Origin of the sequence: Pseudovibrio sp. POLY-S9, assembly GCF_001431305.1 — a bacterium.
Taxonomy (GTDB): Bacteria; Pseudomonadota; Alphaproteobacteria; order Rhizobiales; family Stappiaceae; genus Pseudovibrio.
In genome coordinates this window covers 9,987-27,621 of the sequence record NZ_LCWX01000234.1, presented here as the reverse complement: position 1 = coordinate 27,621, position 17,635 = coordinate 9,987, and the positions used below count along the sequence as shown (strand labels likewise).

Genomic DNA, 17,635 nt, shown 5'->3' with positions numbered 1-17,635 from the left:
GTGGTGCTGGCATGCTGTGATCCTCCCGAACAGAGTGAATCACAAATCGAAGTTTTGGGGAATCTCATAGATTCAAACTTTGATCGAAACGCTTTAGCACGCTACATTCTCGACAATCCCGAGACTGTTAAAGGCAAACACGTCCTCGACTTCGCCAGCGGCTCAGGCCTTGTCGCCATCGCTGCAATGAAAGCCGGAGCAGCCTCAGCTGTCGCAGCAGACATTGATCCGTTCGCCTCCGATGCTGCACTTATCAACGCAGAGCTGAACCAGTTTACAATCAAAGTCAGCACTAAAAATCTTTTAATAAGCTCTCTTGGCAATTACGACCTGATCTGCTGCGGCGATGTCTTTTATGACCCGGATATGACCACACGAGTTCTCAGTTGGTTGGATTCCAGTCCTAAGGAAAAACCAATTCCGGTTTTGGTAGGAGACCCTCGACGCTCCTATTTTCCAACCTCACGTCTCACGCACCTGCAAACCTATGAAATTCCGGTGCAACGAGAGCTGGAAGACAATGAGACAAAAAAGACATCCGTCTATGCGTTTTCTTGATTGGGTGAATATCAATCACCGGCTAGGTCGGCTCATTTCCTCGAAGAACCGAGCAAGCGATTCCACATTCGCATCGGCTTTATAGGGAGACGTCAAAGCACACTCGACAATCACAGTCCGCTTATCAATCTGAAGCGAGAAGTCACTGGTCAGCGGCCACATACTCCAGCTGTCACGCAACGAGTTGTAACGCAAAGAGGTCCCGAACAGACCACCATTCACGAGAAGATTGATCGAGACATTGCGTCGAAAATCAAAAGGACCCGTTTCAAACTCGGCTTTGGCAGGCAAAAGGCTGGTGTATCGATTGGCTTTGTTGAGGAACATCCATTGCTGTTTCTCCTCTGTGACATTCCGAAAAACACTCCGATAGATCGCCATACTGCCTCACCGCTGTTGAAGTTGAACCACGTGCAATATGTGACCTGACGTCAGCAATAACTTAGCGTGACTAAGCTGTCCTTGGGTTAGTTAAGGAGCGGCATTGGCAGTTCATTTAATTTTACTCAACTGACCCTTTTGCAATTGATTTGCTCTTGCAATATTTCACTGCACTGGGCCAAAGTGAGGTTCATTTTCTAATCTCAATAAGAATCCGAAGTATTTGAGGGAGCGCTCCGATGCCAACCATTAATCGTCTTGCAGAAATGCACGATGAAATCACCGCTTGGCGCCGTGATTTTCATGAACATCCTGAAGTTCTTTATGAGACACACCGTACATCAGCAAAAGTAGCCGAAATCCTGAAAGAAATCGGCGTTGATGAAGTCACCACAGGTGTTGGCCGCACAGGCGTAGTTGGTGTTATCAAAGGCCGCAACGGTGGCGCTGGCAAATCCATCGCCCTTCGCGCTGACATGGATGCCCTTCCAATGGCCGAAGAAACCGGCAAGGAATACGCATCCAAAAACGAAGGCGCCATGCACGCATGTGGTCACGATGGCCACACCGCAATGCTGTTGGGCACCGCAAAATATCTTGCCGAAACCCGCAACTTCGACGGCACAGTCATTCTCGTGTTCCAGCCAGCTGAAGAAGGCGGCGCTGGCGCAAAAGCAATGATGGACGACGGCTTGTTTACCCGTTGGAACGTTGATGAAATCTACGGCCTGCATAACCAGCCAGGCACTCCGATTGACCACTTCGCAACGCGCTCTGGCCCGCTGATGGCATCCACCGATGAGTTCACCATCACAGTCAAAGGCGTAGGCGGCCACGCAGCATACCCACACAACACAATCGACCCAGTTGTGGTTGGCTCACAGATCGTCTCTGCGCTGCAGTCCATCGCATCCCGCAATGTTGGACCACTGCAGTCTATCGTAATCTCTGTGACTTTCTTCCAGGCCGGCACTGCATACAACATCATTCCAGACACAGCGAAACTGGGTGGTACCATCCGCACATTGGATCAGGCTGTCCGCAAGCAAGCTGCTCAACGCGTGAAGCAGGTTGTCGAGGGCGTTTGTGCCGCCAACGGCGCAGGCGTGGACTACGATTTTGCAGATGGCTACCCATCTACATCAAACCATCCGGATCAGACCAAATTCGCAACACAGATCGCTGCTGAAATTGCTGGCAGCGCAGACAAAGTTGATGAAAACATCGACCCAACCATGGGCGGCGAGGACTTTGCTTACTACCTGGAAGAAAAGCCGGGTGCTTTCATCTTCCTTGGAAACGGTGAGTCTGCAGGACTGCACCATCCGAAATATGACTTCAACGACGAAGCTATTCCATATGGCTGTTCCTATTTCATTAAACTGGTTGAAACTGCAATGCCAGCAACCTAAAGTGCACATTGCAATTTTCGAAGCCTCGGATTTTTCCGGGGCTTCTCTATATATAAAATATTTAGGCCATTACCGTGCAGATATCTAAGCAAGCCATTGAAGTCGCTCATAAACGAATTCAGAAATACATTCGCAAAACTCCGTCTATTGTGAGCGGTAACGGCACTTTTGGCCTGAAGTACTCTATTTCTTTGAAACTGGAACACCTGCAGCATTCAGGTTCTTTCAAAGCACGTGGAGCATTCAACTCATTACTAAACAACTCAATTCCTGAAGCTGGCATAGCAGCAGCCTCAGGTGGCAATCACGGCGCTGCCGTTGCCTGTGCAGCCCATGCACTTGGCAAAAAAGCCAAGATCTTCGTCCCTGAGATCTCCAATCCAGCGAAGATCGATAAGATCCGCAGCTTTGGCGCAGACGTCCATGTCGAAGGCGCCGCCTATGCGGATGCTGCAGCACTCTGCACCAGCTACCAGCAGCAAACCGGCGCAATTGATATTCATCCATTCGACGCCATAGATACAATCAACGGTCAGGGCACCGTAGCATTAGAATGGGCAGAACAAAGCTCAGACCTGGATACCATCCTTGTGGCTGTTGGCGGCGGAGGCCTCGCAGCTGGTGTCGCAAGCTACTATGCAAACAGCCCCACCAAAGTCATTGCCATAGAGCCATTTGGTTCCTGCTCCATGAACGCAGCGCTTAAAGCTGGCGAGCCAGTTGATGTCGAACTGGACAGCATCGCGGCCAACGCACTTGGAGCAAAGCGATGCGGCACCTTCCCGTTTGAGGTCGCAAGAAACCACATCGCAGAATCCATCCTTGTTGAGGATGAAGCTATTCTCGCTGCGCAACGCCGTCTCTGGAGAGAAATGCAGCTCGTCGTCGAACCAGGCGGCGCAACAGCTCTGGCAGCTCTGATCTCCGGTGCATACAAGCCAGAAGAAGGCGAGCGCATCGGTGTCCTATTGTGTGGTGGTAACGCTGAACTCATTCAGGTCAACAACACCCTGTCTGGCCGATAAAAGAAAAGCGGTACATCCGTAGGGAGGTACCGCTCTTGGAATTCTCTAAAGAACTTTACGCAGAAAACTGCGGGTTCTTGGATCATCTGGGCTCGTGAAGATCTTCTCAGGTGGGCCCTGCTCAACAATGCGCCCGCCTTCCATAAACAGAACACGATCAGCAATCTCTTTTGCAAACGCCATCTCGTGGGTCACAATCAACATAGTCTGATGAGCCTGCGCAACGCGGGTAAGCAGCTGCAGCACTTCATCAACCCACTCAGGATCAAGCGCAGAGGTCGGCTCATCAACCAGCATAAGCTCTGAGTTGCTCGCCATCGCCCGGCCAATACCAACACGCTGCTGCTGACCACCAGAAAGAGACGCAGGATAAGCATGTGTTTTATCTGCCAGACCAATATCCCGCAGGATTTCATCCGCCCGCTCGAATGCAGTCTCCTTGGCTTCACCGCGAACGGTGATCAAGCCTTCAGCAATATTCTCACGCGCTGTTTTGTTGGCAAACAAGGCGTAGTTCTGGAACACAAACGCAGTTCTCAGACGCATGTCTTTAATCTGCGCAGCATTTGCTTTTCGAACGTCGATGCTCTTGCCATCAAGAACATACTCGCCCTGTTCTGGCGTCTCAAGAAAGTTGAGACAACGCAGCAAGGTGGATTTACCGGTCCCGGACGGACCAATAATGGCGATGCGTTCGCCTTTTTTGATATCCAGGTCGATCCCGTTCAACACAGGGACACCATTATAGATTTTTGTGAGCCCGCGGATCTGGATCATCTGGAAACAGCCTTTGAAAGTCGGTTTTCAATTTGGGTCTGAACGAAAGCAAGGCTCTCAACCACAGCCCAATAAATAACGGCAACGACAATAAACGTCTCGAAGTACAGGAAGCTTCCTGCTGCTTCTTTCTGCGCAGCACCCATCAATTCAGTCACACCAAGCGTAAAGGCCAGACTGGTGCTTTTGATCAGATCGATGAAGTAGTTAATCAGCGTTGGCGCAGCAACACGCGCTGCTTGCGGCAGAATAATCCGGCGCATCATCTGACCGGTAGACATACCAATCGACTTTGCTGCTTCCCATTGGCTACGGTCAACACCCAGGATCGCCGCACGGATACTCTCAGCCATGTAAGCAGAGAAGTGCAGAGTCAGACCGATAATCGCAGCTGAAACTCCGTCAATCGCAGTGAGGAACGAAAAGAGCTGCGGCAAACCGTAGTAGAACAAAAACAGCTGCACCAGCAGCGGCGTTCCACGAAAGAAGCTGATAAAGAGCCGCGTGATTGCATCCAAGACAGGAAAGCGCACCACGCGGATAATTGCAAACAGCGATGCAAGTATAAGCGCCAAAATCATGGACACACTTGCCATACCCAAGGTTAGGGGTAAGTACTTTAAAAGGATCGGCAAAAGGCCGAGCATGTAGTCCAGATCTAAGGCGCGCATAATCAGTTCTTATTATTAGAGCATGCCCTCGAACGACGGGAGTAAATTCCCGAAGGCATGAAAAAGGAAAAGCAGTTCCACCAAAGATTCTTAGATGCGAACTGCTTTACTAATTCTGAACGGACAGCTTAGTCAGCTTTGGTGATGTCCGCTCCAAACCACTTATCGGAGATCTCAGCCAGCTTGCCTGAAGCCTTCAGTTCGTCGATTGCAACGTCTACCTTAGCAGCCAAAGCTTTACCATCTTCATCAGTACGGAACGGCATTGCGTTGCGAATTTCAGAGAATGGGGCACCAGCCAGCGCCAGCGGCAACGGAGTTTCTTTGATCACCTGAGTTGCACTGATGCGGTCATGAATAAACGCATCAACACGGCCAAGTGCGGTATCCTGAGCCAGATTGCTTTCATAGGTGCGGATGTCAATTTCATCAGCAAACGGCAAACCGCGCAGAAGCTCTTCGAAGTTGGAACCAAGGTTTACAGCAACGCTTTTGCCTTTGAGGTCTTCAACGCCACCGATTTCTTCGTTGCCAGCTTTTACAACAACCTGCGCACCGTCATAAACGTATGGCTGGGAGAAAGTGAACTTGGCTTCACGCTCAGGTGTAATGGTGATCTGGTTTGCAATAGTATCAATGCGACCAGCTTCCAAAGCACCAATCAGGCCGGAGAAGCTCATGGTAACGAATTCAACTTCATCACCAGTCTGCTTAGCAATTGCGCGAGCAACGTCAACTTCAAAGCCCTGCAAAACATCTTGCTTAACAAATGTGAATGGGAAATACCCACCAGACATGCCCACACGGATTGTTTCAGCCTGAGCAGGAACAGCCACGAGAAGGGCAAGTGCAGCAACAGTAGAACGAGAGAACATAATCTATTCCTGATTACTATTATTTTGTTGAGCTCGTTCTATCAGAATGAGGAAAATTTTCTACAATTAGCGAAGCTGTGAGCTTATTTAAATCAAATAAACTACCAATACTGGAATTTATTAGAATAAGATACCACAGAATCTCACATACATAAAAAATACTTCCTATAAGGCGTACCGAGACAAAATCTCATTTGAGAACACCTTGTCATTTTCTGCAATTTTCCAGCAATATCACGGAGATGTTACAGGTAAAACGTGCAGTTACCCCTAGTTTTTAGCCAATACGTATAACTAGGGACCTCCCCCTTTGAAAAAAAATGCTCCCCGTGAAACAGAGAGCATTTCTGGTTCAGATCTGAAGCGTTTTGTCAGCTCACCATATCGAAGAACTCTGCTTCAAGCTCACACATATGAGTAAAGCTCTCTGAGATCTCGCTTTGGCGCTTCACGCGTTCCTCTTCGCCAATCGAGTTCACTTCCCGCTTAATCCACTCAATGAACTCTCCAAACTCATCGGTCGCCAGAAACGCAACCCACTCAGCAAGGTAGAACCGCTCAGGTCGTGGCTTGGCAGCTTCCCGATGCCCCCATTCGCGATAGATCCACTCCGAAGCCAGCAATGTTGCCATGCCATCAACGTAGTGACCTTTGCCAGCTGTCGACAACAGCGTTGCGCCAATTGCCCGGGTAATCGTATTGGGCTTGGCAGCTTCATAAACCTCAGGCGCGATGCCCAGTTCTTTAAAGGTGCGCTGAAAATAGCCCAGTTCATTAGAAGTCAGTTGCTGCGCAAAGCCAGACAACCGTGCTTTAGCAGCCATTGTCGGCGCCTTGGCAATCAGGAATCCAAGCGCAGATGCCAAGTCCTGAATGTAGTGGTAATCCTCCAACAAGTAACGGGTGAACACCTCGGCACTCACTGTGTCGTTACCAACAGCACTGGTAAACGGGTGATTGATCGCCTTATTCCAAGCAGGTCCTGCAGATTTCACAAGCCAATCCGTAAAGGTCTCATCTGTATGAGTGATCTTGTAGTTGGCATAACTTGCAGTGTTCAGCATTCTCGTGTGCCTCCCAACACATTGTCCTGAAGCGCATCCTCCTAAAAGTGGTTCGGATATTCCCAAAAAGGACACGCATGGCAAAAACGCTAAGAGCAGGAAGCGTCAATCTTGAGAAACGCAAAGTGCTCTGGCTTACATCTACTTCGAACAATGCCACTCAGAGTTACGCTGCACTAGACGGAAATCACCGTATATGCCCCCTGCAATTTTAGGGGTATCATCTCGCGCCCGTCGTACTGCACCACACTGCACCCTCTACTTTGGCGGGAAAGCTAAGCCTTCCACTCATACAAAATATCTGGTGCACCTTCTTCATTCTCTGAACCGCTTGTCCGCTTCACTTCCTTAAACCCATGCACTTCGTAAAATGCTCTCGCATCCACATTCTCAACAAAGCACATAAGCTTCAGATTTCCGGAAGAGTGAGCTTTTGCTTGGTTTAAGAGCTTTGTACCAACGCCCTTCCGCAGGTGCCGCGGATCCAGATAAAGCTGTTCTACCCAGTCATCTTTGGTGGCCATCATACCTGTGATTTGCTCATCTCCCATGACTATTGTCAGTTCATTCTCTTTAAAAACAATATTCTGAAAGAACCAAAGATCTTCTTCTGGCGTGTGCAGTCTAGGTATAAATGAAAGGCATCGGTCTCGCGAATACCGATACATGCGAGCGACCTCAGGCAACTCTTCATACTGCGCTGCTCTAATTTCAAGTGTCTGCATATTCCCCCCATAATTCGGGAAAAACCTAGCATAACCTTTACGTAAAGTATTCCCGCGAACACCAATAGCACCACATGGCATCCCATGCAGTGTTGAACCAGAATTCCCGGAAGTCGGGATGAGCAAGGCGGCAGGCAATGCCTGCGCTATTTGTTAGTAATGAGTCTTCGGCATTGGCTACGCACCTTGCCCGGGCTTTCTTGTAATGAACTACGTCGCCTCTTTTGCCTATAAGGCACGATAGCCGGTTTCCCGGAAAGAAAGTGGCTTATCCAGACACGTTTCCATGCCCAAACAGTTCCTCCGTCTTTGACAAACACATCTGCAAAAGCAGGTTTTACTGCCGGTACATCTGCACCTGTCACCGCGTGATACCCTATAGTCCTGGGCCCTTCCCCTCAAACCATGCGGTCACGTTTGAAGTTCGGTTCACCGGACCACTGAAAGGTGCGTTACGTCTTCCAACAGCCCAACCCAGCCTACGACAAACTGACGGTCGCTCCGCCAGCAGCCCGTTAAGTAGGCATAGGTTCACAGTATGGGAGAAATTCAGCAGGGGGATAAGTTTTGTGACCAGAGCATTCTCATTCTCTCCGAATGAAGCAGTAATCCTCTTTCACCTCTAACGAAAAAGGGCACCTAAAAAGGTGCCCTTCCTAATCTCATCAGTTGCTGAAAGCTTATGCAGCAGCTTCTGCTTTTGGCTTAATCAGGCCGCGGTTCACCAGAACCTCAGCAATCTGAACTGTGTTCAGCGCAGCACCTTTACGTAGGTTATCGGAAACAACCCACATGTTCAGGCCGTTCTCAACGGTCGCGTCTTCACGGATACGGGAAACGTAAGTCGCATCTTCGCCTGCACACTCGTAAGGAGTGACATAGCCGCCGTCTTCACGCTTATCGACAACCAGAATGCCCGGCGCTTCACGCAGCAGGTCCTGAGCTTCTTCAGGAGAAAGTGGACTGTCCAGTTCCATATTCACGGACTCGGCATGCCCAACAAACACAGGCACACGAACAGCTGTACAAGTCACTTTGATGGTAGGGTCGAGCATCTTCTTGGTCTCAGCCAGAACCTTCCACTCTTCCTTAGTGTATCCATCTTCCATGAATTCATCGATGTGCGGGATCACATTAAACGCAATGCGTTTGGTAAACTGCTGAGGCTCAATCGGGTCGTTTACGAAAACAGCGCGGGTCTGGTTGAACAATTCGTCCATCGCATCTTTACCACCACCAGAAACGGACTGGTAAGTGGAGACAACGAGGCGCTTGATACCAGCTTTTTCGTGAATTGGCTTAAGAGCAACAACCAGCTGTGCAGTGGAGCAATTCGGGTTCGCGATGATGTTCTTCTTTTTGAAGTCAACAATATCATCAGCATTCACTTCAGGCACGATCAGCGGAACATCCTGATCATAACGCCATGCAGAAGAGTTATCGATGACAACACAGCCCTTGGCAGCAATCTTGGGAGCCCACTCTTTCGCGATAGTACCGCCAGCAGACATGAGGCAGATATCAACATCGGAGAAATCAAAATTCTCCATCGCTTTAACTTTCAGCGTCTTGTCACCAAAGGAGATTTCTTTGCCCTGAGAGCGGCGAGATGCCAATGCAATCACTTCATCAGCAGGGAAACCACGCTCTGCCAGAATATCCAGCATTTCCGCACCCACATTGCCGGTAGCACCTGCAATCGCAATCTTATAACCCATTGGTTTTGTCCTCTTCGTCTCCCCCGCTGGCTTCCGGAGGCTGACTGCGCCCGGTGAGCCCTCTGGCGCCCTCCGTCCCGGGGAGAGCGCGGGAAAGAGAGGCACCTTAGACGGTGGTCTTTGTCGTTTTCGTGGTGATTGTCTTGGTAGTCGTTTTAAGCGCAACAGAAGCCATGCGCGCGGTCATCGCACGTTTCATGGTTGTCTTCATGTTGGTCATCGCAAACATCATGCTGCTAAACACTACCTTCAAAATTGATCGCGCAGAAACTGCCTATAACCACATCATTTGTCAACAGGCATATCTCACGCAAATTAAAGTACGCAATCATCTGTCACCCCAGCACACAGGGAAACCAAGGATTTCAGCCAGTTTTCAGAGAAACACTTAACAATCACCGAAGTAAGACTGACATAATCTCAAAAATGAGCGCTATCTGCGCCGCAGATGTAATCTGGAGCTGTCCTAAAAGTCGCATCAACCATTACTTGCACACATCACATGCAGCAACTAATAATATTTTAAACACAATTTAATCTTCCGGATCGCTTGCTCTTGAGCTGCATAGTCATGAGCAAATCTAAACTACAACTGGCGACGCAGAAAAACAATGAAGTACTCTAAGATTTTATCAGCCTTGATTATTGGCCTGACTGTAACCGCGTGTAACTACGAGACTGAAGTTAGCCTATATGCGAGTGACTTGACGAAAGACACAGAAGGCAAACCAATCCTCGCTCCGGTCACGCTCGTGGGCAAAGGAACATTCTCAGAAGACGACTGTGAGAAAATTCGCGGCAAGGTAGAACCAGCGGTCCAACGCTCATTTCAAAACGCAGAGTTCAAAGGTTGCGCAAAAGCGCCAGACGGCATCGATCGTACAGTCACATTTAGTGCAAGCGTGCCCGCTTATGTCGGCTCATGGGAAGACAAAATCGGCTCAAGCGAGTTTAAGGGAGCATATGGGCTGCTCGTGGCTTACGAGCAAGAAATCCCAAATATAAAGAAGGTCATGTTCATCAAAGGCGCAAGCTACGATTATTTTGCAAAAGAACTCGACAATGCACTCCCTGGCTCAAAAATGTCCAAAGACGGGGCAGGAATCACACTCGAACTTCATAATGACATGCCCCAGAAAATCACGTTTAGTGGCAGCAACTTCTTCGTAAACGGAACTCCATACGGAAATGTTTTAGTAAATCTTGCGATGACGAAACGCGCTAACATCAAGGTAAAACTTTCAGATGCTGGTGCTCAATATCTCTTCACAAAAGGCTCCGATGTAATCGGTACAATCGACTTCGAGCCAAAATAAACGCTTCATTCATCAGCCGATTTTAGAGGCATCCATGGATGCCTCTAAACCACATCTCCAAACGCATTCACCAAGCGCCCGCCAAGCTCAATTTGCCGCAGTTCAGGCACGCAGCTTTCCGAATCCAGTTCAGCTGCCCAGTCCACATCAGCCGCATAGCCATAGTGTGTCAGTTCCTGCCCACTCACGCAGCCCTTTAGCATACCGAGCAAATCATCAGCACACGAAAGATAACCCGCCCGAGCAATCGAGGCTTCTGGCGACATCGGGCAGTCCAGCATATGCGCAAGTGCACCGCAGGCCAGTTGATCCTCGAAGGCAGGCCGCAAACTGCCATCCGGCCACTTCTCACCCGCGGCAACCAACAAGACTTTGCCTGAAATCACCTTAAGATAAGCCGCCACCGCTGCTGCATTCCGAAGTGCAGCAGCAAACACCCGCCCTTCTCTTGGCAAAGCAGAAAGCGTCGCACCGTTGGGGATGGGCAACACCAACACATCGCTAGCCGACAGCCCCATGAGCGTTGGTGGAGACAATGAGTAACCATCCTCCCGGCGCTTCCCTGCACAAACGCCGCCGATCTCATCGGCCAGCGCTTTCCCCTCATAGCGATCAGCAACGGGCACCACCCTCGCTCCTCTGCCACAAGCAACAGAAGTCGCTGTCGAGAAGCTCAGGCAATCAACAATCACAGCCACAGCAAAGCCATCACTGCTTGCGTTCCGTCCCCATTCCAAATGCACAAAGTCAGCCATAAACAACCTCAAAATGATAAAACCGTGGGCACCGGAAAAAGTGGGCCAATCAATCCTTGCATGGTATCGCGTCTGCACTCAGTTTGAACAGAGCGATCAAAAGTCACAACGGAATAATGATGGACCTCCTTTCTCAATTGCAAGCACTTGCTGTCGATCTCGAACGCTCTCAGCTGCCAGAGGTCTTCAAGTATGCATGGTGGGTCTATCCGGCAATCAACACAGGCCACATCGTCGGGCTGGCCATGCTATTCGGTTCCCTCGTCCCGCTTGACCTGCGCATGATGGGCATGTGGCGGTCCATACCATTGTACGACCTTGCACGCCCCCTCACCCGCATTGCTCTTCTGGGCGGCCTGATCGCGATCACGACTGGCATCTTCCTGCTTTCAGTCAAAGCGCAAGTATACGTCAACGCGCCCATATTCTGGGCTAAGTCGGGCTTTTTCACACTCGCCCTGCTCAACGCATTGTTCCTGCGCTTCAACAAACCATGGCGCTATCTGGCACAAGTCGACTCCCGCGGAACCATCTCCCGCTTCAAATCCGCTGGCTTCATCTCGCTGTTCAGCTGGCTCGGTGTCCTGATCTGCGGGAGAATGTTCGGGTATCTCTAGTCCGATAAGTCAGTGAGCTTTCCTATTCTTCGTGGCACAAAAGCTAAGCTAAACAGAACGGACAAAACCGATGATCATCCGCACAGAGCTACCATCTGATGTCGAAGCAATCCGCAATCTCGTTTATGCAGCTTTCGAAAACCACCCACGCCATGAACCCGGCGCAAAGCCAACAGAGCACCTGATCATCGACCAGTTGCGTGCCAACGGTGAGCTGACATTGTCACTCATCGGAGGGCAAGCTGGAGGTATGGTAGGTCATATCGCTTTCTCTCCTGTAACAATCGATGGTGAGGACAAAGGTTGGTATGGCCTTGGCCCAGTGGCCATTGCTCCGAAACATCAAGGCAAGGGCTTTGGCTCAGCCCTGATCATGGAAGGAATGCAGCAAATCAAGCAGATTGGTGCCAAAGGTGTCGTTTTGCTTGGGGAGCCGGACTATTACAGCCGCTTCGGCTTTCAGCAGACAAAAGGCCTCATCTTCCCCGGCGTGCCAGCGCAGTACTTTCTGCAGCACACCTTTGAGGCAGAGACACCAACAGGCACCGTCGATTATTCCGCTGCCTTCGCAGCAAGCTAATATGATGAAGAATTACGGCTACTCATCACATTTATCGGGCAAGGCCTGGCTCAAAGGCTTATCCGTTGGCTTCAACTCAGCCTTGTTAATCGCAATGGGTGAGTAAGGCGGATCGGTAATCGTGCCCGGTACCACCATATGTAGGACATAACAGCCCGCATAAACCTGAGAAGTGCCGTCGGAAAGGTGCGTTTCGATCGCTACCGGAAGCGGCCAATAGAGCTGGCTCATGCCTGCATCTGGTTGGGTAGACCCATAGCGCAGCTGCACGGACTCCGTTGTTCGAAACCCTTCCTTCCACTCCTCAAAGTTCTTAGGTGGGGTGTTGAAGTAGCTATACGCCTGCACATACTCTTTGCGGTTGATAGCGTTATAATAGCTTTCAATCACCGCTTGGGGTGTGCTGCGGTCATCCATGTAAGGAATGCCATCAAACACCAGGGCATTAGCGCTCGACGCACCACAAACCGCCAGTATTGCGCAGGCTCCGGCAAGCCGATTTCGATTGAACATGGTTGTGTCCTGTTACTTTTTTAAATCACACAACCAAGTTCAACAAAGACAAGCTAATGCAGGTTTAAACCACTCACTGTGCTCTCATATAGACCGCTTCGTTGGTAAACGAACCGGCATCCAACAGGTGTACAGTTTGATAAACCGTGAGCTGAGAACCGTCTTCGTTCAGCTCGCGCTTGGCAACCATAATGCTCAGGCCGCCGCGCTTTGCTTCAGAAACCAGATCTCCATCCGTGTTCAAAGAGAGGGAAAGCGTATCCGCAAACGGGTTTTGCGGCATAGGACGATCTTCCCCATCAGGAATGCCTGAGAAGTTGGCCTCAACAGTCTCGCCTTCACCTTCAACGGTTTTCATGAAGAAACCGACCTCGCCATTCTTCTCGACAATTTTCAAACTGCCACCCCAAGGCACAGAACCCTGCTCATAGTTTGAGGCGTCAGGATCCAGAATCCAGGTTCCGAGGAAGGGTCTTAAACGTTCATCCATGCTCTGTCTTTCAGCAATGCTTCTCAAAATTTGTCTTGGCTCAGGCTTATGCCGCACAGGGTTTTTTCGCGCAACCAAATCACACGGCTAACTCCCGTGATTAACATCCAGTGGCCAAACTTCCAAAAAACCAATCTTAAAGCAGCAGGTACATCTAACGGAACTTTTGCGCTCTTCGCTGACAATCACAAGCAAAAGAACTCACTCCGGAGGCCTCATGCTCAAGCGCTTTGCCATCCACCCGATTGCCTTGTTCAAGATCAGCTTAGCCCTACTCGCTTTTGTTCTTCAGCCAATAGCCGCAAATGCCTGCACCAGCTTTGTCCTGTCCACCGTCGACAACATCAAAATGTATGGCCGCACGATGGAGTTCGGCAAGCAGATCCCCACTAAAATTGGGCTCATCCCACGCGGTTACAAGTTCCAATCTCAAATCAATGATGAAGCGGGCCACAGCTGGACCGGCAAAATTGCTGTGATTGGCGCCAGCATCTTCGACAGCCCCGCCTTGGTTGATGGCATGAATGAATACGGTCTGTCCGGTGGCGCCCTCTACTTCCCCGGCTCTGCAGCCTACAAAAACCCGTCAGATGATGAAGCGCAGCGCGCTAAGGAAATCAATCAGGTAGACTTCCTCGTCTGGATGCTTTCAACCTTCAAAACAGTCGAAGAAATCAAAGTCAATCTGGATCAGGTCACATTAGTCGGAACCTTCTACGAGAGCATGGATGAGATCCCGCCGCTTCACTACACCCTGCATGATGCAGCTGGCTTTTCCATCGTCATCGAGCCCATAAATGGCGAGTTGAAAGTCTACGACAATCCTTACACCGTGCTCACCAACTCGCCAGACTTCGAGTGGCATGTCCAGAACATCCGCAACTACCTGTTCCTCTCTCCATTCAACATTGGCTCTACTGAGATCATGGGACAGGAACTAACCCCCTTCGGTCAGGGGTCTGGCTTGCTTGGCATCCCGGGTGACCCAACTCCACCTTCCCGGTTTATCCGCGCTCTGGGTTTAATCTCCACCATTGATGCTGCTGAGTTAAACAAGAACCGGCTTGTCACTATGGAGCACGTGCTCAACAACTTCGACATTCCAAAAGGGTTTGTAAGGCCTGCAATTTCGCCAGTTGAGCAGGAACAGGAAGCCAACGACTACACCCAGTGGTCGACCATTGCTGACATTGAAAACAGAAAGTACTTCATCAAAACCTACGAGAACCCAACGCTGCATGGCGTGAGTTTTGAAGACTTCGATGTCACAGGGTCACAGATACAGTTCGTGAATCTGCCAAGTCCCAAACCCACACAGCCGCTGCTTCCACCTATGCAATAAAAAACAGGGCTCCCGAACCAACGGAAGCCCTGTTTCAAATCTTTAAACTCTGAACTGCCAGCTTATGCTGAAACACCTGCAAGAGCAGTCAGCTCGGCAACAATGGCATCACCCATCTGTGCGGTGGTGATGGTGGCTTCACCATCCTTCGCGATGTCTTTTGTGCGCAGACCTTTGTCCAGTGCGTTGGAGATTGCTTTTTCAACCATGTCGGCCTCTGCAATCTTCTGGAAAGAGTAGCGCAGCGCCATTGCAAAACTTGCGATCATTGCAATTGGGTTAGCAGCACCTGTGCCAGAGATGTCAGGAGCAGAACCGTGCACTGGCTCATAAAGGGCTTTGCGCTTACCGGTTGCGTCATCAGGCGCACCAAGAGAAGCAGACGGCAGCATACCCAGAGAACCAGTCAGCATCGCCGCAACATCAGACAGCATGTCACCAAACAGGTTGTCGGTTACAATAACGTCAAACTGCTTTGGCCAACGCACCAGCTGCATGCCGCCAGCGTCTGCCAGCATGTGGTCCAGCTCAACATCTGCGTAATTTGCTTTGTGAGTGGCAGTCACAACTTCGTTCCAAAGCACGCCGGATTTCATCACATTGCGCTTTTCCATGGAACAAACTTTGTTGTCACGGGTGCGCGCAAGATCAAATGCAACGCCAGCAATACGCTCAATTTCGTAGCTGTCGTAAACCTGCGTGTCGATACCGCGCTTCTGGCCGTTGTCCAGATCAATGATCTCTTTCGGCTCACCGAAGTAAACACCACCGGTCAGTTCGCGAACGATCAGAATATCCAATCCTTCAATGACCTCCGGCTTCAAAGAAGACGCGTCCGCCAGCGCTGGATAGCAAATCGCAGGGCGAAGGTTCGCAAACAAACCAAGGTCTTTACGCAGACGCAGCAGGCCAGCTTCCGGGCGAACCTCATAAGGCACGTCGTCCCATTTAGGGCCGCCAACAGCACCGAAGATAACAGCATCAGCTGCCTGTGCTTTCGCCATATCTTCTTCAGAGATGGAAACGCCGTGTGCATCGTAGGCACTGCCACCAACAAGGCCTTCATCATACTCGTAAGTATCTTCACCCTGCTCGTTGAGCCAGGCGATAACCTTTTTCACCTCCTCCATGATTTCAGGACCAATTCCATCACCAGGAAGAAGCAAGAGCTTGTTGGATGCCATGGGTCAATATCCCCGTTTTCTGCAAATTGAAGTTGACCATTTGTGCCGCCTCGCCTCACTCATTGCAAGGTTCAATATTTCAACGAAAATGGATGGGTGCTCAACTATTGCCAAGCAGACAGGTTTCTTTAATCCCACTATGCTAGATTTTTGAAACTGAGAGTGGACAGTTCTAAGGCACTGCAAAATATGCATAACTTGTTAGTCATAGGTGGATCGGGCTTTGTGGGTGCATCTCTCATCCCGGCCTTACTTTCGAAGGGATATAATGTAACCCTGCTCAACAGAGGCACACGCCCGGTTCCGGGAACCAAGCAGTTGGTTGCAGACAGAAACGATCCTTTTGCCATGCAGCAGATCACTGATAAATTCGAAGCAGTAATCGATACAAGCGCTTATACGCGAGAGCAGTCGAGGGTCGCATTCAACACCTTCGGCATTCATGCCAAAAAGTGGATTCATCTCTCCAGCGCAGCGGTTTACAAAGAAACCAAAGGGCACTTACCGAGCGAGAAAGACCTGATCGGCGGAGCTTCCGTTTGGGGTGTTTATGGCAGAGATAAATCTGAAGCAGACCACTTCCTGCTAAATCAGGAACACACACCAGCCGTCGCCATCCGCCCGCCTTATCTATATGGCCCCAACAATGATATCGACCGAGAGCAATTTGTCTGGGCGCGTGCTTTAACAGAACGCCCGATCATCCTGCCCGGTGATGGCCAGACTAAACTGCAGTTTTTGCACGAAGAAGATCTCGCAAGCTTTATCCTCTATCTGCTGGCTATGCATGCCATGCCGACCGAAGCTATCAATCTGGCTGACCCGCACATCCTCACCATCGAAAAATGGGTGAAGATGCTCTGCGATATTGCAGAGGTCGAACCAGAAATTCTCTACGGCAATGACATGGCGCCCAGCATCCCAGCCCGTGAGTATTTCCCGTTCCGCGATTACGATTGCGCACTCGATGTGACCAGATACCTGGAAAACTTCGATTGGCAACCGCATTACAAACTACGTGATGGCTTCACGCACACCTTCAAAAGTCACAGCAAAGAGGAGCTCGCCAAAAGCTCCCCTCCTACACTGGCTGAAAAGGCGATCGAGTACTAAGTTGGGACGCGGCTATTGGTATCGCCCGTGCCGCTCCAACATCTCGATTCGATATCCATCGGGATCAGTCACAAAGAAGAACCGTGCCAGCAACTTGCCTTCCACGAAGAACTCTTTGATGTCCTCCGGCGCAAGCCCTTCCTCCTGAAAACGCTTATGTTCAGCAGCCAGCCCATCCACACAGAACGCGATGTGCCCGTACCCGTCACCTAATGAGTATGGCTCGCTGCGATCTTTGTTGACTGTAAGCTCAACCTCAAAATCATTCTCCGCATTGCGCAGATAAACCAGCGTAAAGCTGTCAAAATCCAGCCGCTCGGCAACTTCCAGACCAAACGCCCTACGATAAAACGCAAGCGAACGCTCTTCATCCAGAACCCGGATCATCATGTGAATTGCTTTTGCCATGGAAGGACCTCTCAGCAGAATTAACTGCAAGAGGAGTAGGTCGCACAAGCCACCGTCGTCAACCGCAACATGACACATATCCGAACTGCCCTTTACCAGTTCACAAATCTT

General features: G+C 50.2%; 20 protein-coding genes. 8 read left to right on the top strand and 12 right to left on the bottom strand.

All coding sequences use genetic code 11. The annotated features are described in order from the left end of the window. The coding region (locus PPL9_RS24175) for a 50S ribosomal protein L11 methyltransferase (RefSeq protein WP_152986818.1) at positions 1-558 on the top strand (558 nt) is incomplete at its 5' end. Between the two features lie 15 nt (positions 559-573). On the opposite strand, the gene PPL9_RS24170 is transcribed toward PPL9_RS24175, so the two are convergent. After that, a complete protein-coding gene (locus PPL9_RS24170) occupies positions 574-939 on the bottom strand; it encodes a hypothetical protein (RefSeq protein ID WP_057465119.1) in 366 nt (121 codons plus the stop codon). A gap of 239 nt (positions 940-1,178) precedes the next feature. Between PPL9_RS24170 and PPL9_RS24165 the strand changes: the two genes are divergently transcribed. Together PPL9_RS24165 and PPL9_RS24160 are read left to right on the top strand one after the other, a co-directional pair. After that, entirely contained in the window at positions 1,179-2,351 is a 1,173-nt protein-coding gene (locus PPL9_RS24165) for a M20 aminoacylase family protein (protein ID WP_057465118.1), read from the top strand. Positions 2,352-2,425: 74 nt separating this feature from the next. Then, positions 2,426-3,376, top strand: a complete 951-nt coding sequence (locus tag PPL9_RS24160) for a threonine/serine dehydratase (RefSeq protein ID WP_057465117.1) — start codon at positions 2,426-2,428, stop codon at positions 3,374-3,376. Positions 3,377-3,421: 45 nt separating this feature from the next. Here the strand turns inward: PPL9_RS24160 and PPL9_RS24155 are convergent, their stop codons facing one another. From PPL9_RS24155 to PPL9_RS24130, 6 genes are all read right to left on the bottom strand, one after another. Then, positions 3,422-4,153 carry an amino acid ABC transporter ATP-binding protein gene (locus PPL9_RS24155; RefSeq protein WP_057465116.1) on the bottom strand — a complete coding sequence of 244 codons (732 nt, stop codon included), beginning with the start codon at positions 4,151-4,153 and terminating at the stop codon, positions 3,422-3,424. Continuing rightward, entirely contained in the window at positions 4,150-4,824 is a 675-nt protein-coding gene (locus PPL9_RS24150) for an amino acid ABC transporter permease (RefSeq protein WP_057465115.1), read from the bottom strand. Before PPL9_RS24150 ends, PPL9_RS24155 begins: the two co-directional genes overlap by 4 nt. A gap of 128 nt (positions 4,825-4,952) precedes the next feature. Beyond that, positions 4,953-5,699, bottom strand: coding sequence for an amino acid ABC transporter substrate-binding protein (locus PPL9_RS24145; protein WP_057465114.1), 747 nt, complete (start codon positions 5,697-5,699; stop codon positions 4,953-4,955). A gap of 371 nt (positions 5,700-6,070) precedes the next feature. Then, positions 6,071-6,763 (bottom strand): TenA family protein, encoded by a 693-nt coding sequence (locus PPL9_RS24140; RefSeq protein ID WP_057465113.1) that lies wholly within the window; start codon positions 6,761-6,763, stop codon positions 6,071-6,073. Positions 6,764-7,038: 275 nt separating this feature from the next. After that, complete coding sequence (locus PPL9_RS33640) at positions 7,039-7,626, bottom strand: GNAT family N-acetyltransferase (protein ID WP_208989588.1); 588 nt, start codon at positions 7,624-7,626, stop codon at positions 7,039-7,041. A gap of 542 nt (positions 7,627-8,168) precedes the next feature. Beyond that, positions 8,169-9,206, bottom strand: coding sequence for an aspartate-semialdehyde dehydrogenase (locus PPL9_RS24130; protein ID WP_057465112.1), 1,038 nt, complete (start codon positions 9,204-9,206; stop codon positions 8,169-8,171). A gap of 611 nt (positions 9,207-9,817) precedes the next feature. On the opposite strand from PPL9_RS24130, the gene PPL9_RS24125 reads away from it, so the two are divergent. Then, entirely contained in the window at positions 9,818-10,522 is a 705-nt protein-coding gene (locus PPL9_RS24125; RefSeq protein WP_057465111.1) for a hypothetical protein, read from the top strand. Positions 10,523-10,566: 44 nt separating this feature from the next. On the opposite strand, the gene PPL9_RS24120 is transcribed toward PPL9_RS24125, so the two are convergent. Beyond that, positions 10,567-11,277: a 2-phosphosulfolactate phosphatase gene (locus tag PPL9_RS24120; RefSeq protein ID WP_057465110.1), complete on the bottom strand. Its 711-nt coding sequence runs from the start codon at positions 11,275-11,277 to the stop codon at positions 10,567-10,569. Between the two features lie 119 nt (positions 11,278-11,396). Between PPL9_RS24120 and PPL9_RS24115 the strand changes: the two genes are divergently transcribed. Then, entirely contained in the window at positions 11,397-11,894 is a 498-nt protein-coding gene (locus tag PPL9_RS24115) for a hypothetical protein (protein WP_208989587.1), read from the top strand. A 70-nt stretch (positions 11,895-11,964) separates the two neighbouring features. Continuing rightward, on the top strand, positions 11,965-12,474 hold the full coding sequence (locus PPL9_RS24110; protein ID WP_057465108.1) for an N-acetyltransferase: 510 nt from the start codon (positions 11,965-11,967) through the stop codon (positions 12,472-12,474). A gap of 18 nt (positions 12,475-12,492) precedes the next feature. Here PPL9_RS24110 and PPL9_RS24105 read toward each other — a convergent pair whose 3' ends face one another. Both PPL9_RS24105 and PPL9_RS24100 read right to left on the bottom strand, forming a co-directional pair. Continuing rightward, positions 12,493-12,987, bottom strand: coding sequence for a hypothetical protein (locus PPL9_RS24105; RefSeq protein ID WP_057465107.1), 495 nt, complete (start codon positions 12,985-12,987; stop codon positions 12,493-12,495). A gap of 73 nt (positions 12,988-13,060) precedes the next feature. Continuing rightward, positions 13,061-13,477 (bottom strand): hypothetical protein, encoded by a 417-nt coding sequence (locus PPL9_RS24100; protein ID WP_057465106.1) that lies wholly within the window; start codon positions 13,475-13,477, stop codon positions 13,061-13,063. A 217-nt stretch (positions 13,478-13,694) separates the two neighbouring features. Here PPL9_RS24100 and PPL9_RS24095 point away from each other — a divergent pair, with 217 nt between their 5' ends. Continuing rightward, positions 13,695-14,819, top strand: a complete 1,125-nt coding sequence (locus PPL9_RS24095; protein ID WP_057465105.1) for a choloylglycine hydrolase family protein — start codon at positions 13,695-13,697, stop codon at positions 14,817-14,819. A gap of 62 nt (positions 14,820-14,881) precedes the next feature. Here the strand turns inward: PPL9_RS24095 and leuB are convergent, their stop codons facing one another. Next, on the bottom strand, positions 14,882-16,003 hold the full coding sequence (gene leuB / locus PPL9_RS24090) for a 3-isopropylmalate dehydrogenase (protein WP_057465104.1): 1,122 nt from the start codon (positions 16,001-16,003) through the stop codon (positions 14,882-14,884). Positions 16,004-16,192: 189 nt separating this feature from the next. Between leuB and PPL9_RS24085 the strand changes: the two genes are divergently transcribed. Continuing rightward, complete coding sequence (locus tag PPL9_RS24085; RefSeq protein ID WP_082597085.1) at positions 16,193-17,116, top strand: NAD-dependent epimerase/dehydratase family protein; 924 nt, start codon at positions 16,193-16,195, stop codon at positions 17,114-17,116. 12 nt (positions 17,117-17,128) lie between these two features. On the opposite strand, the gene PPL9_RS24080 is transcribed toward PPL9_RS24085, so the two are convergent. Beyond that, on the bottom strand, positions 17,129-17,524 hold the full coding sequence (locus PPL9_RS24080) for a VOC family protein (RefSeq protein WP_057465103.1): 396 nt from the start codon (positions 17,522-17,524) through the stop codon (positions 17,129-17,131). Positions 17,525-17,635 lie beyond the last annotated feature (111 nt).

What these genes read in the sequence shown, in the direction of transcription:
- leuB (WP_057465104.1), bottom strand. Translation starts at nt 16,003, where the DNA reads ATGGCATCCAACAAGCTCTTGCTTCTTCCTGGTGATGGAATTGGTCCT.
- PPL9_RS24115 (WP_208989587.1), top strand. Translation starts at nt 11,397, where the DNA reads ATGGACCTCCTTTCTCAATTGCAAGCACTTGCTGTCGATCTCGAACGC.
- PPL9_RS24120 (WP_057465110.1), bottom strand. Translation starts at nt 11,277, where the DNA reads ATGGCTGACTTTGTGCATTTGGAATGGGGACGGAACGCAAGCAGTGAT.
- PPL9_RS24125 (WP_057465111.1), top strand. Translation starts at nt 9,818, where the DNA reads ATGAAGTACTCTAAGATTTTATCAGCCTTGATTATTGGCCTGACTGTA.
- PPL9_RS24085 (WP_082597085.1), top strand. Translation starts at nt 16,193, where the DNA reads ATGCATAACTTGTTAGTCATAGGTGGATCGGGCTTTGTGGGTGCATCT.
- PPL9_RS24165 (WP_057465118.1), top strand. Translation starts at nt 1,179, where the DNA reads ATGCCAACCATTAATCGTCTTGCAGAAATGCACGATGAAATCACCGCT.
- PPL9_RS24155 (WP_057465116.1), bottom strand. Translation starts at nt 4,153, where the DNA reads ATGATCCAGATCCGCGGGCTCACAAAAATCTATAATGGTGTCCCTGTG.
- PPL9_RS24110 (WP_057465108.1), top strand. Translation starts at nt 11,965, where the DNA reads ATGATCATCCGCACAGAGCTACCATCTGATGTCGAAGCAATCCGCAAT.
- PPL9_RS24140 (WP_057465113.1), bottom strand. Translation starts at nt 6,763, where the DNA reads ATGCTGAACACTGCAAGTTATGCCAACTACAAGATCACTCATACAGAT.
- PPL9_RS24145 (WP_057465114.1), bottom strand. Translation starts at nt 5,699, where the DNA reads ATGTTCTCTCGTTCTACTGTTGCTGCACTTGCCCTTCTCGTGGCTGTT.
- PPL9_RS24100 (WP_057465106.1), bottom strand. Translation starts at nt 13,477, where the DNA reads ATGGATGAACGTTTAAGACCCTTCCTCGGAACCTGGATTCTGGATCCT.
- PPL9_RS24080 (WP_057465103.1), bottom strand. Translation starts at nt 17,524, where the DNA reads ATGGCAAAAGCAATTCACATGATGATCCGGGTTCTGGATGAAGAGCGT.
- PPL9_RS24095 (WP_057465105.1), top strand. Translation starts at nt 13,695, where the DNA reads ATGCTCAAGCGCTTTGCCATCCACCCGATTGCCTTGTTCAAGATCAGC.
- PPL9_RS24170 (WP_057465119.1), bottom strand. Translation starts at nt 939, where the DNA reads ATGGCGATCTATCGGAGTGTTTTTCGGAATGTCACAGAGGAGAAACAG.
- PPL9_RS24105 (WP_057465107.1), bottom strand. Translation starts at nt 12,987, where the DNA reads ATGTTCAATCGAAATCGGCTTGCCGGAGCCTGCGCAATACTGGCGGTT.
- PPL9_RS24150 (WP_057465115.1), bottom strand. Translation starts at nt 4,824, where the DNA reads ATGCGCGCCTTAGATCTGGACTACATGCTCGGCCTTTTGCCGATCCTT.
- PPL9_RS24130 (WP_057465112.1), bottom strand. Translation starts at nt 9,206, where the DNA reads ATGGGTTATAAGATTGCGATTGCAGGTGCTACCGGCAATGTGGGTGCG.